Genomic DNA, 15033 nt, shown 5'->3' with positions numbered 1-15033 from the left:
GGAGGAATCGACGAGTGATTGATTTCAATGGCTTCACGCGCACCAGCCTGCGGCTGATCAGTCTGGCAGGCTGGATCAGCCTAGTGGCCAGCAGTAGCCTGGCCGCTCCTGTGCCGGACGGCATACTGGGCGCTCCCGGGGGTGGGGGGGCGTCATCTGATGCGCGAGCGCGCCGCCAGCTCAGGCAACAGCAAGCGGATGCGCGGCGCTACGATGCCTTGATTGGCGAATTCGATACCCTGCCCAGCGCATCCCTGGCGCGGGTCGAATTAACAGACGCTGATCGTGAAGCCATTTCCCAGCACAATCAGCGCGACGGTGCGCGCGGTCCGTTGCAAACCGGAACGGTGAAACCAATCGCCTTTGCGCTTGACCTGGCGCAGCTGCGACGCGCCCTTGTCCGCCGCGACATCCAGCATGCTCAGGGAGGAATCGCCCGTGTCGCTGCCACACAGGGCATTACCTGGGTTGGTCGCATAGAAGTGTCAGGCGCTGCTGCGGTGCGTCTGCGCTTTGACGATCTGCACCTGCCGCCCGACATTGCACTCTACCTTTATAACGACGCCGGTGATGTGCGCGGTCCCTACCAAGGCGATCACAGCACCCTGTGGAGTCACAGCCTGCCGATTGCAAGCGGCGCGGTTTTTGTTCAGCTCACCCAGGCGCCAGCGTTGGTCCCGTCCTATCCTTCAGTCACCGCGCCACGACATGCAGAGAAAAGCGCTCGAGCACTTGTCCAGCCACGCCCGGGCTTTCGCGTTGGCGCTCTGGCGCTGACGCAACCGCGCACTCTGTGCAATAAAAACGCATACTGTATTCAAGATGCTTCCTGTTATAGCACCTCTGATTGGGCAGAGATCGATCATGTCCGCAATGCTATTGCCCACATCAATTTTATCCATGGTGGCGGCAGTTATATGTGTACTGGCGGACTGGTTAATGATACCGACGACACCAGTGAGATTCCCTATTTTCTAACCGCCAACCACTGTATTGCTGATGCTGACACGGCTCGCACGGTTGAGACCTATTTCCACTATCAGACTAGCGCCTGTGGTGGGGGCTGTCCCCGCACTGGCTTGCCAGACACAATTGGTGCTGAATTGCTGGATACCTCCTTAACAGACGATCACAGCTTTCTCAGGCTGAACGAAACCCCTGGTGGCGACATCTGGTACCTTGGGTGGACACCCAGTCCCGTCTACGATATCGAAAACCTCCCACTTTATCGTATCAGCCACCCAGAGGGTTCGCCACAGGCCTATTCGACGCACCGGGTGTGGAACCGGGCTCCTTTCGTTTGCAGCGGTCTGAGGCGAGGGTCTTTTATCTACAGCCATGATGAAATCGGCTCGACGGAAGGGGGCAGCAGTGGCTCACCAGTGCTGAATGTTGATGCACAAGTTGTTGGTCAGCTGTTCGGCGCTTGCGGTGACAATCTCAATAATGTCTGCGACAGTGAGAGCAATGCTACCGTTGATGGTGCCTTCGCCAGCTACTTCGACCGTATTAAATCATGGCTCGACCCGGACATCAGCCAAGGGCCTGACTTGATTGTCACCTCGGTCACTAGCCCCAGCACCGGCGTCGTTGGCGGCCAGATCGACGTTCGCAGCACAGTGAAGAATCAAGGCGATGCTGCCGCCGGCCCCTCGACGTTGGGTTACTATCTCTCGACAGATGCCGTTATTACCTTGTCAGACATCGACACAGAATGGGATTGTGCGGTTGCAGCACTGGACCCGGGTGACACTTGGCCCTGCGCTGGTAGCATCATCCTGCCTGCAGATATCGCCCCCGGCACCTATTACTTTGGCGCTTATGCAGACAAAGATGCAGCTGTCGCCGAAAGCGATGCAAGCAACAATGCGCGCGCTGCCGCCAATCCCATTGTGATCATGACTGACCAGGATCCCGAGTTGGTGACGCATTATCTGGACGCGAGCAGCGAAACCATCGAAATGGCCAGCCGTCCGCAGGTTACCGACCGCTATCTCGATTACGGCGGTCTGGACCGCTATGAGTTCGCCAATATTGAGGCCAATTGCGGGGGAATCTGGCTTATCGATCATCAGGCCAGCACCCTCGTGTGGCCGGCCGGATTAACCATCAGTGCCGCTGTTTTTGCCAGTGATGGGGCGGAATTTAGCATCAACGGCTGTCCCGTCAGGATACTCGGCACTCCGGCGCTTTTTGAATTTGAATTTGCTGGTGTCGAAACGCGCGGCTATCAGGCGACAGCCCGGCTGTTTGGAGCCAGTATCCCCGCCCCTGGAGCCGCTCCGGTCAGCGGTAGCATGTTTGGCACTATCCAGGCCGACGGCAATCTTTGATCGCTGTCGCGCACGGGTTCAGCGATGTTTTTCCTCGACCATGCGGTCGATGCACTGCACTACTTGGGTGCTGGCTTGCTCGACCTCGCGCATGGTTTCGGCAATGGCGTTTTGGATCTCGATATTGTGCCGCCAGTCCTGGTCGAGGTAGGTCAGCATGCGATGCACGCTGTCGTGAACCTGGATATGGGGTGACTCCAGCGCTGCGAAACTGTGCGTGGAGCTAAATTGCTCGCGTCCTTCCTGGTCGTACCACTGGCCGAGACGGCAATTGTGATGACCAACCTTGATGGGATCGGTGTAGGTGGCATCCTGACCATGGGTATGAATGGCCATGTAGGCATATTGCTTGTAGATGACATGATCGACCTTGACCAAACTGCCGAAACTATTGTCCTGAACACGCTCAGCTCGTGATTGGGTTTCTTGGGCGGAGACGGCGAAACGCGCGAAACGCTCTTCCATGGTGCCGATGCTGTGACGCGACTGATCTGCAATCTCACTCATGGCCTGGGAGGCCTCGAGCATGTGTTCGGTTTCGCGCTGGAAAGAACTCATGTTCTGGCCAATGGATTCGGAAGCGTTCTTGGAGTTTTCCGCCAGCGTGCGCACCTCGTCGGCCACCACGGCGAAGCCGCATCCGGCTTCACCCGCGCGGGCGGCCTCAATGGCGGCATTGAGTGCCAGCAGGTTGGTCTGATTGGCAATGGTGGTAATCAGCTGCACGGACTCGGTAATGTCCTGGCGCCGCGCGTTGAGCTGATTCACGGCTTCAGCCACCTGCTCGATGCGCTGGATGATGGTGTTGAGATGCTGGACAACCTGACTGACCATCTGCTGACTTTCCCGGGCTTCCACCGCCGTGGTGGTGGCCAGCGAGAGGACGACTTGTATTTCGCTATTGTTGTTGATCAGGTCTTGCTGATTTGAGGCCAGATTGGTGAGCAGGTGGTTGCTGTTAATTTGCTGTACCTCGGTCATCAACCGATTGTGCATTTTCTCAAGTTGCACCTCGGCGATGCCATCAAGCAAGTGATTGTGGTTGACCAGTCCGGCTTGGAAGCGGCCATGCAGGCCAGCGGTAAAGGCCTTACGGTAAAAATGCCCGTCAAGATGCAGACGAAAGGTCGTGGCTTGATCGCGAAAATAGGTCTCCAGTTGATCCAGCATATCGTTCATCTTCCAGCACAGGCGACCCAACTCATTGACCTGGCCAATGTTGAGAATACGGGCGCTAAAGCGGCCCTGCTGGATCTCATCGGTGAGGATGTCAAGCTTGGCGATGGGCGCCAGCCAGCGTTGCACCGCCGCCTGGCCCCAGACAGCTAGCGCCAGGGCCGGCACCAGCGGCCAGGACATCCAGGGACTCCAGGTGTGGAGCATCCAGGCCTGCGCAACGGTGGTCAGAATGAGTCCGGTCAGTGTCCACAGCAGCGCATTGAACTTAGATTGCAAGGACCAGTTCGTCATAGCTCATACCTTTTTCGGCCAGCAGGTTGGCAAGAATGTCCGTCGAGGCGGCAATGGCTTGTTGCGGGCCAACGCGGCGCTCCGTTGCGAGCATGGTACGATACAGGTCAGTCACAGTGGCGACGGCTGTCGCCTTGGGTTTACGCCGCACCGAGAAATAACCCATGATGCGGCCATCGGCATCAAGGTCTGGAGTGATATTGGCAAACACCCAGTAAAAGCTGCCATCCTTGGCCATGTTTTTGACATAGGCGTTGCATTCACGTTTGGACTGAATGGTGTCCCACAGCAGCTTAAACATGGCTCGGGGCATATCCGGGTGGCGAATGATATTATGCTGAGTGCCGATGAGTTCGGCTTCGCTGTAGCCGGAAAATTCAATGAAAATGCGATTGCCGTAGGTAATGCGCCCCCTGGGGTCGGTCTTGGAGACGATGAAATCGGTATCGCGCATTACTTTTTCGACCGACGTCGGGGTGATTGGCTGTTTCATGCTCTTGGCTAGCTAGCGCGTCACTTTAAAGGTGCTGACATCGCTTTGCAGATGGCTGGCCAGCTGCGCCAGTTCCGTTGTTGAGCCGTTTGCCTGCTCGGTGGCGGTGGCGACACGCGCCGTTTGTTCCTTGAGATTGCCGACATTGCGTGCGATCTCGTCAGCCACGGCGGTTTGTTCCTCGGTGGCAGTGGCAATTTGGTTGGTCATCTCATCGATCTTGCTCACCCGCCGCACAATGTCCTCCAGAGCTTTATCCACTTTATGTGCCTGCTCAACGACGTGCTCGGTTTGGGTGCGGCTATGGCTAATGCGCTCGACCGCTTGCTGCGTGCTGCGACGCAGTTGTTCGACCGTTTGGCGAATCTCCTCGGTGGAGGCGCGGGTGCGCCCGGCCAGGGTCCGCACCTCGTCGGCAACGACTGCAAAGCCACGTCCCTGCTCGCCGGCCCGGGCAGCCTCAATGGCGGCATTCAGCGCCAGAAGGTTAGTCTGCTCGGCAAGACTGTTGATCACCTCAACCACGGTATCCACGGTTTCGCTGGCACGGCCGACATCGGCAATGACATCGGCGCTCTGCTGAATATCGGTATCCAGCGCGCGAATGGCGTTCAGTGCCTGCGCTTCGACCTCACGGCCCTGGATCGCCTCGTTACGAGCCTGGTCGCTCGCCTGTGCGGTCTCATGGACGTTGCGCGCAACCTCTTGCAGGGTGGCGGACATTTCCTCAATGGCGGTTGCCACCTGATCGGTCTCGGCCACCTGCTGCTGGATGATCTGGCGGTTCTCGCTGCTCACCATGCTCAGCTCCCCGGCTGCCGTCGCCAGTTGACCTGCCGAGCCCTGGACAGAGCCGATAATCCCTTGCAGCCTCTCGACAAAGCGGTTGAAGCTGCCGGCCAGCTGCATGAGTTCATCGCGACCATCGATCGGAAGGCGCGCGGTGAGGTCTCCGTCCCCATCAGCAATTTCTCCGAGCAATTGATTCATGCGTCTCAGCGGCCCGGCAATAGCTTGAGTAACCGCCCAGCCAAGCGCGATTCCCACCACCACGGCAACAGCGGTCACTATCAGCATCAGCTGTGCGGTCTGATGAAACTTGTCATCGATTTGCTGGGTTTGCTCGTCCTGAGCATCGACCACCCGCTCGCGCAGCGACTCCGCCTTGTCGGCGATCATGGGGCCGATAGTATCCATGGTGCGGATCCCGGCGTTGCGCGCTTCAATGGCGACCACGACGCCCTCGAAGCCATCCTCGTAGAGGGCGAGTAAGTCTTGCGCCTGGCCGGCCAGCTTAAGCCGAGTCGGATCCTCCAGGGTATCGATTGCCTTACTGAGTGCCCCGATCACCGCTACAAACTCCTGCCGGGTTCGCTCCAGTGACGCGTTGTCATTCGTCAACAGATACTTGTTGGCATACAGACGTAACAGCAGCAGATGTTCCTGGACCATGCTCATCTGGTAGCTTGCCATAGAATTGCCATCGCGTTGCGCGCTTTCCCTGATCTCGGCAATGACATCGGCAAGCTTGGGGCCATCGACATCGAGCCGTTCTTCAACCAGGGCGTTGCGCCGCAACATGTTCGGCATAATCGCGGTTTCGAAGGTGCTGAGATACTCCTGCTCCAGGTCGTTGATCTCCTTGACCAGCCGGGCATGCTCTGGGTCGGTAATGGCTTTCCGGGCCTTGTTCAATGAGGTCTGACTGGTCGCGGTGAGCTGCTTGAAGGTCTCGGCATCACCGGGATCACGGGAGTGCAGATACGCCCGCAAGGCCAGACGTTGCTGTAAGAGATCCCTGAGCATCCCGGAGGCGGTATTAGAGTCGGCCATCAGATGCCCGGTGATGGCATAAACCTTGTCTTTCACCGATTGGTTGGCCTGAAGTGCAAAGCCCCCGGCAAAGATTAACAGCAGCACCAGGACGGTGGGCGTCAGCCAGACCTTGGCGCCAATGGAGAGGTTTTTCAGTAGGGCATTCATCGGGTTCACTCTTTATTCGCAGGGTGAGATCAGGTGATTCTACTCGCTCTCACCTGCTATTGCCGGCGGCTCTGTTCGGCATTAACCACTCCGGGGTTCTTCCAGCGCCCAACCCCGTGCTAGCTCCAGCGCCCGCCGCCAGCGCCCGACCAGATGCTGGCGTTGTTCCTCCTCCATGGCCGGGCGATAACGCACATCCAGTGCCCATTTCTCCGCCAGTTCCGCGCGCGAATCCCAAAACCCCACCGCCAGTCCGGCCAGATAGGCCGCGCCCAGAGCAGTGGTTTCGACAATGCTTGGCACCTCCACCGGCACCCCGAGCAGATCGGTCTGAAATTGCATCATCAGCCGATTAACCGCCGCACCACCATCGGCGCGCAGGGCACTGAGCGCGATGCCGGAGTCCTCTTGCATGGCTTCGATCACATCCAGGGTTTGGTAGGCCATGCTCTCCAGGGCCGCGCGGGCGATGTGCGCTCGGCTGGTGCCACGGGTCAAGCCAATCAGCAGACCGCGTGCATAGGGATCCCAATGCGGCGCGCCCAGCCCGGTCAGTGCCGGCACGAAATAGACCCCCTGATTGTCCGGCACGCTAGCGGCGAGGGTGCTGGTCTCGGCGGCCTGTTCGATAATGCCCAGCCCATCACGCAGCCATTGCACCGCCGAGCCAGTCACGAAAATAGCGCCCTCCAAGGCGTATTCCACCGGCTCAGTACCGATGCCCCAGGCGATGGTGGTCAGCAGCCGGGCGCTGCTGGCCACGGCCTCGGTGCCGGTATTCATCAGCACGAAGGAGCCGGTGCCATAGGTGTTTTTCGCCATGCCGGGACGATGGCAAGCTTGACCAAACAAGGCTGCCTGCTGATCCCCGGCGATGCCAGCCAGCGGGATGGGCCGGGTGCCAAAGAAAAACTGCGGATCGGTCTTGCCATGAATGGCCGAGGAGGGGCGCACCTCGGGCAGCATAGCGCGCGGGATCTTGAACAGCTCCAGCAGCTCCTGATCCCAGTCGAGCTGATGGATGTTGTACAACAGGGTGCGCGAGGCATTGGTGACATCAGTGACATGCACCCGGCCATTGGTGAGCCGGAAGATCAGCCAGGCGTCGATGGTGCCAAAGCAGATCTCACCACGCTCGGCACGCCGGCGCAGGCCAGGGCGATGTTCCAGCAACCAGGCGAGCTTGGTAGCGGAGAAGTAGGGATCAATCACCAAGCCGGTTTTGGCGCGAATCATCGCCTCCAGCCCCTGAGCCTTGAGTGCCTCGCAGTGCGCGGCGGTGCGCCGATCCTGCCAGACAATGGCGCGCCCGATGGGGGTGCCGCTGGCGCGCTCCCAGATCACCACGGTTTCGCGCTGATTGGTGATGCCGATGCCGTGCAGACTGTCAGCGTTGATGCGTCCCGCGCGCAGGGCCTCAGCAATCACTCCCAGAGTAACGCTGATGATTTCCTCAGCATCGTGCTCAACCTGACCTGGTTCCGGATAGTGCTGGGTGAACTCGGCACTGGCGCGTCCGCGCACCTGCCCGGCGTGATCGAAAATCAGCACCGTCGTGCTGGTGGTGCCTTGATCAATGGCGAGGATATAACCGTCTTTGGAGGTCGTCATAATCAAAAACGCGGCTGGCGCCAGGCTGCCCAGTCGATGGCCTCAACCGCTGCGGTGAATTCCCGCAGTGCGCGCGCCACACCAAGGTAGTAACCGGCGATGATGAGTGGATACAGCGGATCGACAGTGGGGGCTGCGGTATTCAGGTGTGTCAGCTCCGGTCGCACCCAGGCGCGCAGGCGGTCGAGTGCGGCCAGTCCAATCGGCTGTTGGGGGTGATCGAGGCGTACGCGCAGTTGCAGTAGCAGCACGGCGAACACCCGTCGATAGCGGCGCCCGAGCTGGGGTCGGTGCCACATCCCCGGTCCCTGACGTGATGCGGGCAGTGCTACGTTGGGCTGGTGACGAAAGCCCGCGCGCGCCCGCTGTAGCGCACGGGCGCGAATGCTCAGGCTCTGCGCGGCGGCCACCAGGGCATCAATGCGCGCTTGATCGTTGTGTGGTACACAGGGGTCGAATGCCAGGGGCGCGACCTGGCTCAGGCGCTGCAACAGCTCGCGTTGGTGCTGCTCTGCGCGCTGCATCTGCGCGATAAAATCGGGCGCGCGGCGTTCGGCCAATGCCTGTTGGGCGTGAGCGATGCTGGTCAGCAAGGCTTGCAGATGGCGTCTGAGCAGTGCATGGGGGCGTTGGCCAAGCCCGATGCCCAGTGTCAGCAGACCAAGCGCGTAACCGCTGAGGATGCTGAGCGCGCTGTTGAGATAGTCAATGAGGCTGTAGCTTTGCTCGGGTGCAAGCCGCGGCATTAAGATGGCCATCAACAACAGGCCAAGAAACACCAAATTGTGCGGCTTGTCATGGGCGTGGAAAAAATAGAGCCCAAGGTAGTAAAACGGCAGCAGCACCAGCAGCAGCTCAACCCAGCCATCCAGGCGTGGCAGCACCAGCAGATAAAGGGGCGCGGTGAGTAGGGCTCCGGCCAGGGCGCCAAGGAACACCCGCCGGCCTGGTTGCTCGGCCGGGCGATCATTCAGAGTGTCGATACCAACAATGACCACCGCCATCAACGCACCCATAAAACCGCTGGGTGGCCACTGCCATTGAAACCAGATCAACAGGCTGAGCCAAAAGGCCAACATGGCCACAATGGCATGGGGCAGATTTGCTTGCAGGCGCACCGACAGCGGTAGGGCCACCTCGGTCGGCAGCGCGGCGGCGGGCAGCGGGCGTTCAGCTGCAATGGCCGCAGTGGCTTGGCGCAAGCGGGTGATGGCAGTCGTTAGCATGCGGCACTGATGGGTGATGGCCTGCAAAAATGCGCTGTCGCGATGCACCGCCGGCCCGACACGGGGGGACAGTGCCGGGACATCAATTGCCAGCGGTTCAGGTCGCTCCATCCGCGCTTGGGGCGATTGCTCTTGGGCGGCCGGCGCACGACAGGCCGCAAGCGCCTCGGCTAGATCGTCCAGGGTTTGCGCCAGGGGGGCGCGGTGGCTGTGGTGCAGAATGGGGTTCTCGCCCTCGGTGGCCAGGCGCAGGGTTTCGACCAGGGCCAGCAGGGCGCCCGTGACGGCACTGAGCTGGCGAATCTGTGCCTCATAGGTGCGGCGCAAGCGGCGAAAGCCGCTGCTGTCGAGCGCGGCGGCAGTGAGGATCTCGCGCAGTCGAACCGAGGCGCCAAACAACTGCGGTGGTGCGCTTGGAATGGCACCAGCATCTGAGCTGCGCAGCGCTCCAGCCAGCGCACGCAGATACTCTACCGGCTGCTCCAGGGACTCAGCCCAACGCTGGCGATACACTCCACCGGCGGTGCGCGGCCAGAACAGCCCATTGATCACCAGCACAATCAGAATGCCAAGTACCGCCTCTGAGGTGCGATAAACCACGAGCTGAAATGCCAGCTCTGGTGTACCAAAGGCATCGGCAGCGATGATGGTGGCGGTGATTGCCAGCATGAACCAGGCATAGCCATAACGGCTGGCGCGAATCTGATACACCGACAGCCCAATGACCAGCGAAAGCGCACCGAGCAGCGCCCAGCGCTCCTGAATCAACCCGGCCAGCAGCAGGAGCACCAGCAGGGCACCGGCCAGGGTGCCAAACACCCGCATCAACCCCTTGCGCAGCGAGGCACCCAGATAGGGGGTTTGCAAAAACAGCACCGTCATAGGCGCCAGAAAGGCATCCGGCCATTGGAACCACAGCACTAACACCCAGGCGAGCAGAATGCCTGCCGCCGTCTTGGCCGCATTGACCGCAGCGGTTGGGCGCCAGCGCAGCCAGTCGGCAACCGTCATGGTGTGGCCGTGGTTTGGGGAGCGGCCTCAGGGCTGGGTAGGATGGCTACGCTGGCGGTGGTGCCGATGCGCAGCGGAATCTCCGGAGGGGGTTCGTGCAGGCGGATGTGCACCGGAATGCGCTGAGCGAGGCGGATCCATTCAAAGGTGGGGGAAACCTCGGCCAGCCCGCTGGGGTTGGTGCCCAGATTGCGCCGCGCGATGCCATGGGCGATGCTCGCCACCTCACCGCGCAGCGGCTGCTGCGGGTGGGCCATCAGAGTGACGGCGGCCGGTGCGCCGACGCGGATTGCGGGCAGATCGGTTTCCTTAAAATAGCCGGTGACCCAAAACGAATCCTGATCGATCAGCGCCAGCTGCGCCACACCCACCTGCGCATAGTGCCCGACATCCAGAGTCAGATTGGTCACATAGCCCGACACCGGTGCGCTGACGCGGGTCAGCTGTAATTTGAGCTGGGCAGCATCCAGGCGCGCCGCCGCCGCTTGCACGACCGCAGCGGCCGAGGTGCTGGCGGCGATTTTCAAATCATAGGCCTCATCGGCCAGATCACCGCTTTGGTGCAGCCGGGTGGCCCGCGCGGCATCGGCCTGGGCGCTCTGGGCCTCGGCCTGGGCCTGGGTCAGATCAGCCTGGGCCTGTGCGACAGCCTGCTGGTACAAGCGGGGATCAAGTTCAAACAGCAAGTCACCGGCCTGAATCGGCTGATTGTCCTGCACATGCAGGCGCACCACCGGTCCGGACACCTGGGGCGCCACGCCGATCACCTGTGCCAACACCTGGCCATCGCGCGTCCAGGGATGGGCCTGCTGCGACCGCCAGGCCCACAACAGCGCCACACAGGCAATGACCACCATGCTCAGGGTGATCAGCACCCGCAGTGGATCGGGAATGCTCGACCAGGAGCGGCGGTGCGGAGCGCGGGGTGGGGATGTGGCGGCAGAAGCCGAGGCGTGATCTTGGGGCATGCTGATCAACCAAAGCAGGGGAAGAAGGTAGCGCCCATCAACACCGAACAGGCGATGACCAGGGCGAGAAAAAACAGCGGTGGATGCCAGATCCAGCGACTCAAGCCCCAGGCATTGGCCAGCTGGCCCAGCAGCCAGGCCAGCAACCAGCCACTTCCCAGCGCCGGCAGCCAGGGAGGGATGAACAGGCCATTCAGGCTGAGTTCAGCGGGGAAGGGGGGCATGCGTGGTGCTTTACTGGCGATGCTGCTCAGTGTCTTGCTGGCGCACTTGCACGGTCAAGCGTTCCCGCCAATGCTGTCTTCCTTCCCGGCGATCAGTTTGCGGATGTTGCTGCGGTGGCGCCAGAACAGGATGCCGGTAATCACCAGCTGCATGCCGATGAGTTCGGGCTGCGGGTATAGCAGCCATACCAGCACCGGTGCCAGTGCCATGGAAATCAGCGCTGAAAGGGAGGAAATTTTCAGCACCTTGGCGACAAACAGCCAGATAGCGGCCACGCCCAGGCCAATCGGCCAGTAGAGGCCAAATTGCACGCCCAAGGCGGTCGCCACCCCCTTGCCACCGCGAAAACTAAAGAACACCGGGTACAGATGCCCGAGAAAAGCGGCCAGTCCGACGGCAGCCAGGGTTTCAGGGCCGGCGTCGAGCAGATGGGCAGCGAGCATTGGCAGCAGACCCTTGAGGCTGTCGCCCAGCAGGGTAATCCCGGCCGCCAGCTTGCCCTGGTCACCGGCGATACGCAGCACATTGGTGGCGCCAGGGTTGCCGGACCCCTGGGTGCGCGGGTCTGGCAAGCCCATGAGCCGGCAGACGATAATGGCACTGGAGACGGAGCCGAGCAGATAGGCCGCAACGCTGAGCACAAACGGTAGAGTAACAGTAATGATGTTCATAGGTGGCCATTTGACTGTTTGCCTGCGTCCCGGTCAAGTGTCCCAATCGAGTCACCGCTGGCGGCGGCCCGAACAGCGCTGGTCAGGACGCAGGCGATGGCCTATCCTGTTGAGGATTTCCACTGCCGATTGACAGCGAAAGAATGGACATAGTTTTTCTAACCGGCCTGCGAATCGAGACCACCATCGGTATCTACGACTGGGAGAAAACAATCCGCCAGCCGGTGATTCTGGATATCGAAATGGCCGCTGATGTGGCCGCAGCGGCCGCCACGGATCAGATTCAACAGGCACTGAACTATAAAGCAGTCGCCAAGCGGCTCAAGCAGTTCGTGGGCGAGGCGCGCTATGAGCTGGTTGAGACCCTGGCCGAAGCGTGCGCGACCCTGATTCGTGAGGAATTCGCAGTGCCCTGGGTGCGTCTGCGCCTGAACAAACTTGGTGCGGTGACTGATGCCGAGGGCGTTGGAGTGATCATCGAGCGGGGCTGTCAGCCCGGCCGGGATTCTTAGCACAGCCATCATGGTGTCTTGCTGGATCAGCGTTGGCAGCAATTTGCGCCGAGAAGCCTCGATTGCTGGTGGCTTGCGTGAGTTGCGCCAGCGTTTTGGCACGCTGCGGCTGTCACCCATCTACGAAACCCAGGCCATTGGAACCACCGGGCCGCCGTTTTTTAATCTGGTAGTGGGCATTCAGACCCAGCTGACGGTCAGTGCCCTGAATGCAATCCTGAATGCAATTGAAGACGCTCAGGGCCGCGAACGCAGCGAGGACAAATTTGCTCCGCGCACGCTCGACCTGGATCTGCTGACCTATGGTCAGATGATCGGGCCGATTGAAGGATATCAGGTGCCCCGCGAGGATATTCTCGACTATGCCTTTGTGCTGGCGCCCCTGGCAGCTGTGGCCCCCGAGGAATGTCATCCGCAACTCGGGCTGAGCTATGCCACTCTGTGGCAGGCTTTCGATCTTGATGCCCGGGGCCAACCGGCGCCGGTGCTGGTGTCGGTTGCGCTGGATTGAACTGCGCGTCCCCGGTCCTCAGGAAGCGGTGCTGCGCGTCAGACGCTTGCCGAGACGGTGAAAGATGTCAAGCCGCTCAGGGGTAATCTGACCGGCCGCCACGGCGGCGCGAATCGCGCAGTCCGGCTCGGCATCATGGCTGCAATCGGCAAAGCGGCAATGACCAAGATGCGGGCGAAATTCCCGAAAGCCCTGTTCCAACTCAGCACGACTGAGCGGCGGCAGGCGAAAGCTGCGTACCCCCGGAGAATCGATCAGATGTCCGCCGCCGGGCAGCCGATAGCAACTGGCCGTCGAGGTGGTATGGCGCCCCAGTCCGGTGGCGCGCGATAACTGGCCGATTTGCACTGCCTGATCGGGTAGCAAGGCTTGGGTGATGGAGGATTTGCCCACGCCGGATTGCCCCACCAACAGACTGGTCTGATGATGCAGACACTCCAGCAGGGACGCCATCCCGAAGCGCTGGTGCATGCTCAGATAGAGCAGCGGATAGCCGATACGCTCATAGGCCGCCAAGCTTGCAAAGAAGCCTTGCGTGTGCTGATGTTCATCAAGCAAATCGGATTTGTTGCACAGCAGCAAGGCCTGAACGCCGATGTGTTCGGCGGCAATCAGATACTGATCGAGCAGATCACCGGCGGGGGCGGGTTCCGGCGCAAATACCACGGCGATCTGAGTCAGGTTCGCGGCCAGCGGTTTGGAGCGGCCACCGCCATCCGGGCGGCTGAGCAGACTGTGGCGCGGTTCAAGGGCGATCACCACTCCGGTGCCGGCGCCGGTGGGCTGCCAGATGACGCGGTCACCACAGACCGGATCACCAATATGACGCCGACTGACGCAATGAATGATTTGTCCGTCGGCGCCCTCCACGGCTAAATTGGCGCCATGGCGCACCGCCACTCGTCCCTGTTGCGCTGCGCCATCCTCCGCCGCGCCGGCTTCGGCGAGTTGTTGCTCGGCGCGCGTTTCGCGCTGGCGACGGCGGCGGTCCTGAATCGCTTGGATGCGTTTCAGTTGCTGCTCGGACAGGCGCCGCCGTGGCATCTTGGTCAGCGAAGCGATTAGGGTTTGAATAGGCCTCTGATCGGGGTAGGATGCTCGCGAAGTTTGGAGTGTGGGCGCGTGGATTTTAGGCGTTTCATCGGTGTTGTTCTGAACGAAAATGGACGTGACATAGCATGGCGGGCAGTGAAGATAACCTGATCTGGATGGATCTGGAAATGACCGGGCTGGATCCTTTCACCGACCGCATCCTGGAGATGGCGGTTATTATTACCGATAGTCAGTTGGAAGTGGTGGCTGAAGGGCCGTGCATTGCAGTGCATCAATCGGAAGAAGTGCTAGCGGGCATGGATGAATGGAATCGCCAGCATCATGGTGAATCCGGCTTGATCGAACGGGTGCGCTTCAGCGATCAGGATGAAGCCAGTGCCGAGCGGCAGCTGCTGAGTTTTGTGCAGCGCTACTGCCAGGCCGGTAAATCGCCGCTGTGCGGCAACAGCATTTGCCAGGATCGGCGCTTTCTCGCGCGCTTCATGCCGCGACTGGAGCATTTTTTTCATTATCGCAATCTGGATGTCAGCACGCTGAAAATTCTTGCTCAGCGCTGGGCACCGGCGCTGACGGAAGCTTTCAAGAAGCAAAATCGTCACGAGGCGCTGGCCGATATTCGGGAGTCCATCGCGGAACTCAAATACTATCGAGCCGAATTTCTGCGTGAGCAATAGCAAACCAAGCGGTCGCCTAAGCGCGTCAACTACCCCGGCCTGAAGGCCGGAGCTTGAAAGAGCTGGGTTGACCAGGGAAAGCGGTGAAAATCCGCTGCGTTTGCAACAGGTCGTCAAGACCCACTCCGGGATGCTTCCTCAGTCCCGGACTCTGGAAGATCAGGAGGGTGCGGCCTCGACAAGATGTTATTTCGAGGAGTATGCTCTAAGCCTCTGTAAATGATGAGGCGAGGAGCGATCATGGCCACGGTTGTTCGGCGTTCGGGCGAAGAGATCACCATCGAAGTGAGCC

13 protein-coding genes are annotated in these 15033 nt (G+C 60.5%); 4 read left to right on the top strand and 9 right to left on the bottom strand.

The genetic code is table 11. From position 1 onward, the window contains the following. The first annotated feature begins 14 nt into the window (after window positions 1–14). Complete coding sequence (locus tag CKO36_RS20235) at window positions 15–2333, top strand: CARDB domain-containing protein (protein WP_200281377.1); 2319 nt, start codon at window positions 15–17, stop codon at window positions 2331–2333. A gap of 18 nt (window positions 2334–2351) precedes the next feature. Here the strand turns inward: CKO36_RS20235 and CKO36_RS20085 are convergent, their stop codons facing one another. From CKO36_RS20085 to plsY, 8 genes are all read right to left on the bottom strand, one after another. Then, on the bottom strand, window positions 2352–3803 hold the full coding sequence (locus CKO36_RS20085) for a methyl-accepting chemotaxis protein (protein ID WP_200281374.1): 1452 nt from the start codon (window positions 3801–3803) through the stop codon (window positions 2352–2354). Further along, window positions 3778–4296, bottom strand: coding sequence for a PAS domain-containing protein (locus CKO36_RS04985; RefSeq protein ID WP_242469398.1), 519 nt, complete (start codon window positions 4294–4296; stop codon window positions 3778–3780). The genes CKO36_RS20085 and CKO36_RS04985 overlap by 26 nt, the downstream gene beginning before the upstream one ends. A 12-nt stretch (window positions 4297–4308) precedes the next feature. Continuing rightward, complete coding sequence (locus CKO36_RS04980) at window positions 4309–6279, bottom strand: methyl-accepting chemotaxis protein (protein WP_200281371.1); 1971 nt, start codon at window positions 6277–6279, stop codon at window positions 4309–4311. Between the two features lie 81 nt (window positions 6280–6360). Continuing rightward, window positions 6361–7890: a glycerol kinase GlpK gene (gene glpK, locus CKO36_RS04975; protein WP_200281368.1), complete on the bottom strand. Its 1530-nt coding sequence runs from the start codon at window positions 7888–7890 to the stop codon at window positions 6361–6363. 2 nt (window positions 7891–7892) lie between these two features. Continuing rightward, on the bottom strand, window positions 7893–10127 hold the full coding sequence (locus tag CKO36_RS04970; protein ID WP_200281365.1) for an FUSC family protein: 2235 nt from the start codon (window positions 10125–10127) through the stop codon (window positions 7893–7895). Further along, a complete protein-coding gene (locus CKO36_RS04965) occupies window positions 10124–11095 on the bottom strand; it encodes an HlyD family secretion protein (protein WP_200281362.1) in 972 nt (323 codons plus the stop codon). Before CKO36_RS04965 ends, CKO36_RS04970 begins: the two co-directional genes overlap by 4 nt. A gap of 5 nt (window positions 11096–11100) precedes the next feature. After that, window positions 11101–11319: a DUF1656 domain-containing protein gene (locus CKO36_RS04960; protein WP_200281359.1), complete on the bottom strand. Its 219-nt coding sequence runs from the start codon at window positions 11317–11319 to the stop codon at window positions 11101–11103. 54 nt (window positions 11320–11373) lie between these two features. After that, window positions 11374–11991 carry a glycerol-3-phosphate 1-O-acyltransferase PlsY gene (plsY, locus tag CKO36_RS04955; RefSeq protein WP_200281356.1) on the bottom strand — a complete coding sequence of 206 codons (618 nt, stop codon included), beginning with the start codon at window positions 11989–11991 and terminating at the stop codon, window positions 11374–11376. A gap of 143 nt (window positions 11992–12134) precedes the next feature. On the opposite strand from plsY, the gene folB reads away from it, so the two are divergent. Then, on the top strand, window positions 12135–12503 hold the full coding sequence (gene folB, locus CKO36_RS04950; protein WP_200281353.1) for a dihydroneopterin aldolase: 369 nt from the start codon (window positions 12135–12137) through the stop codon (window positions 12501–12503). 10 nt (window positions 12504–12513) lie between these two features. Continuing rightward, a complete protein-coding gene (folK, locus tag CKO36_RS04945) occupies window positions 12514–13014 on the top strand; it encodes a 2-amino-4-hydroxy-6-hydroxymethyldihydropteridine diphosphokinase (RefSeq protein WP_200281351.1) in 501 nt (166 codons plus the stop codon). An 18-nt stretch (window positions 13015–13032) separates the two neighbouring features. Here folK and rsgA read toward each other — a convergent pair whose 3' ends face one another. Continuing rightward, the gene (gene rsgA / locus CKO36_RS04940) at window positions 13033–14058 is read right to left on the bottom strand and encodes a ribosome small subunit-dependent GTPase A (protein ID WP_200281348.1); all 1026 of its coding nucleotides are present in this window, start codon (window positions 14056–14058) and stop codon (window positions 13033–13035) included. 134 nt (window positions 14059–14192) lie between these two features. Here rsgA and orn point away from each other — a divergent pair, with 134 nt between their 5' ends. Then, complete coding sequence (orn, locus tag CKO36_RS04935) at window positions 14193–14741, top strand: oligoribonuclease (protein WP_200281346.1); 549 nt, start codon at window positions 14193–14195, stop codon at window positions 14739–14741. Window positions 14742–15033 lie beyond the last annotated feature (292 nt).

The organism is Rhabdochromatium marinum (assembly GCF_016583795.1).
GTDB lineage: Bacteria > Pseudomonadota > Gammaproteobacteria > Chromatiales > Chromatiaceae > Rhabdochromatium > Rhabdochromatium marinum.
This window is presented reverse-complemented; position numbering and strand designations above follow the sequence as displayed.

Excerpts from the sequence above, each read along its gene's own strand:
- CKO36_RS20085 (WP_200281374.1), bottom strand. The coding sequence starts at position 3,803 with ATGACGAACTGGTCCTTGCAATCTAAGTTCAATGCGCTGCTGTGGACA.
- CKO36_RS04985 (WP_242469398.1), bottom strand. The coding sequence starts at position 4,296 with ATGAAACAGCCAATCACCCCGACGTCGGTCGAAAAAGTAATGCGCGAT.
- CKO36_RS04980 (WP_200281371.1), bottom strand. The coding sequence starts at position 6,279 with ATGAATGCCCTACTGAAAAACCTCTCCATTGGCGCCAAGGTCTGGCTG.
- glpK (WP_200281368.1), bottom strand. The coding sequence starts at position 7,890 with ATGACGACCTCCAAAGACGGTTATATCCTCGCCATTGATCAAGGCACC.
- CKO36_RS04970 (WP_200281365.1), bottom strand. The coding sequence starts at position 10,127 with ATGACGGTTGCCGACTGGCTGCGCTGGCGCCCAACCGCTGCGGTCAAT.
- CKO36_RS04965 (WP_200281362.1), bottom strand. The coding sequence starts at position 11,095 with ATGCCCCAAGATCACGCCTCGGCTTCTGCCGCCACATCCCCACCCCGC.
- CKO36_RS04960 (WP_200281359.1), bottom strand. The coding sequence starts at position 11,319 with ATGCCCCCCTTCCCCGCTGAACTCAGCCTGAATGGCCTGTTCATCCCT.
- plsY (WP_200281356.1), bottom strand. The coding sequence starts at position 11,991 with ATGAACATCATTACTGTTACTCTACCGTTTGTGCTCAGCGTTGCGGCC.
- folB (WP_200281353.1), top strand. The coding sequence starts at position 12,135 with ATGGACATAGTTTTTCTAACCGGCCTGCGAATCGAGACCACCATCGGT.
- folK (WP_200281351.1), top strand. The coding sequence starts at position 12,514 with ATGGTGTCTTGCTGGATCAGCGTTGGCAGCAATTTGCGCCGAGAAGCC.
- rsgA (WP_200281348.1), bottom strand. The coding sequence starts at position 14,058 with ATGCCACGGCGGCGCCTGTCCGAGCAGCAACTGAAACGCATCCAAGCG.
- orn (WP_200281346.1), top strand. The coding sequence starts at position 14,193 with ATGGCGGGCAGTGAAGATAACCTGATCTGGATGGATCTGGAAATGACC.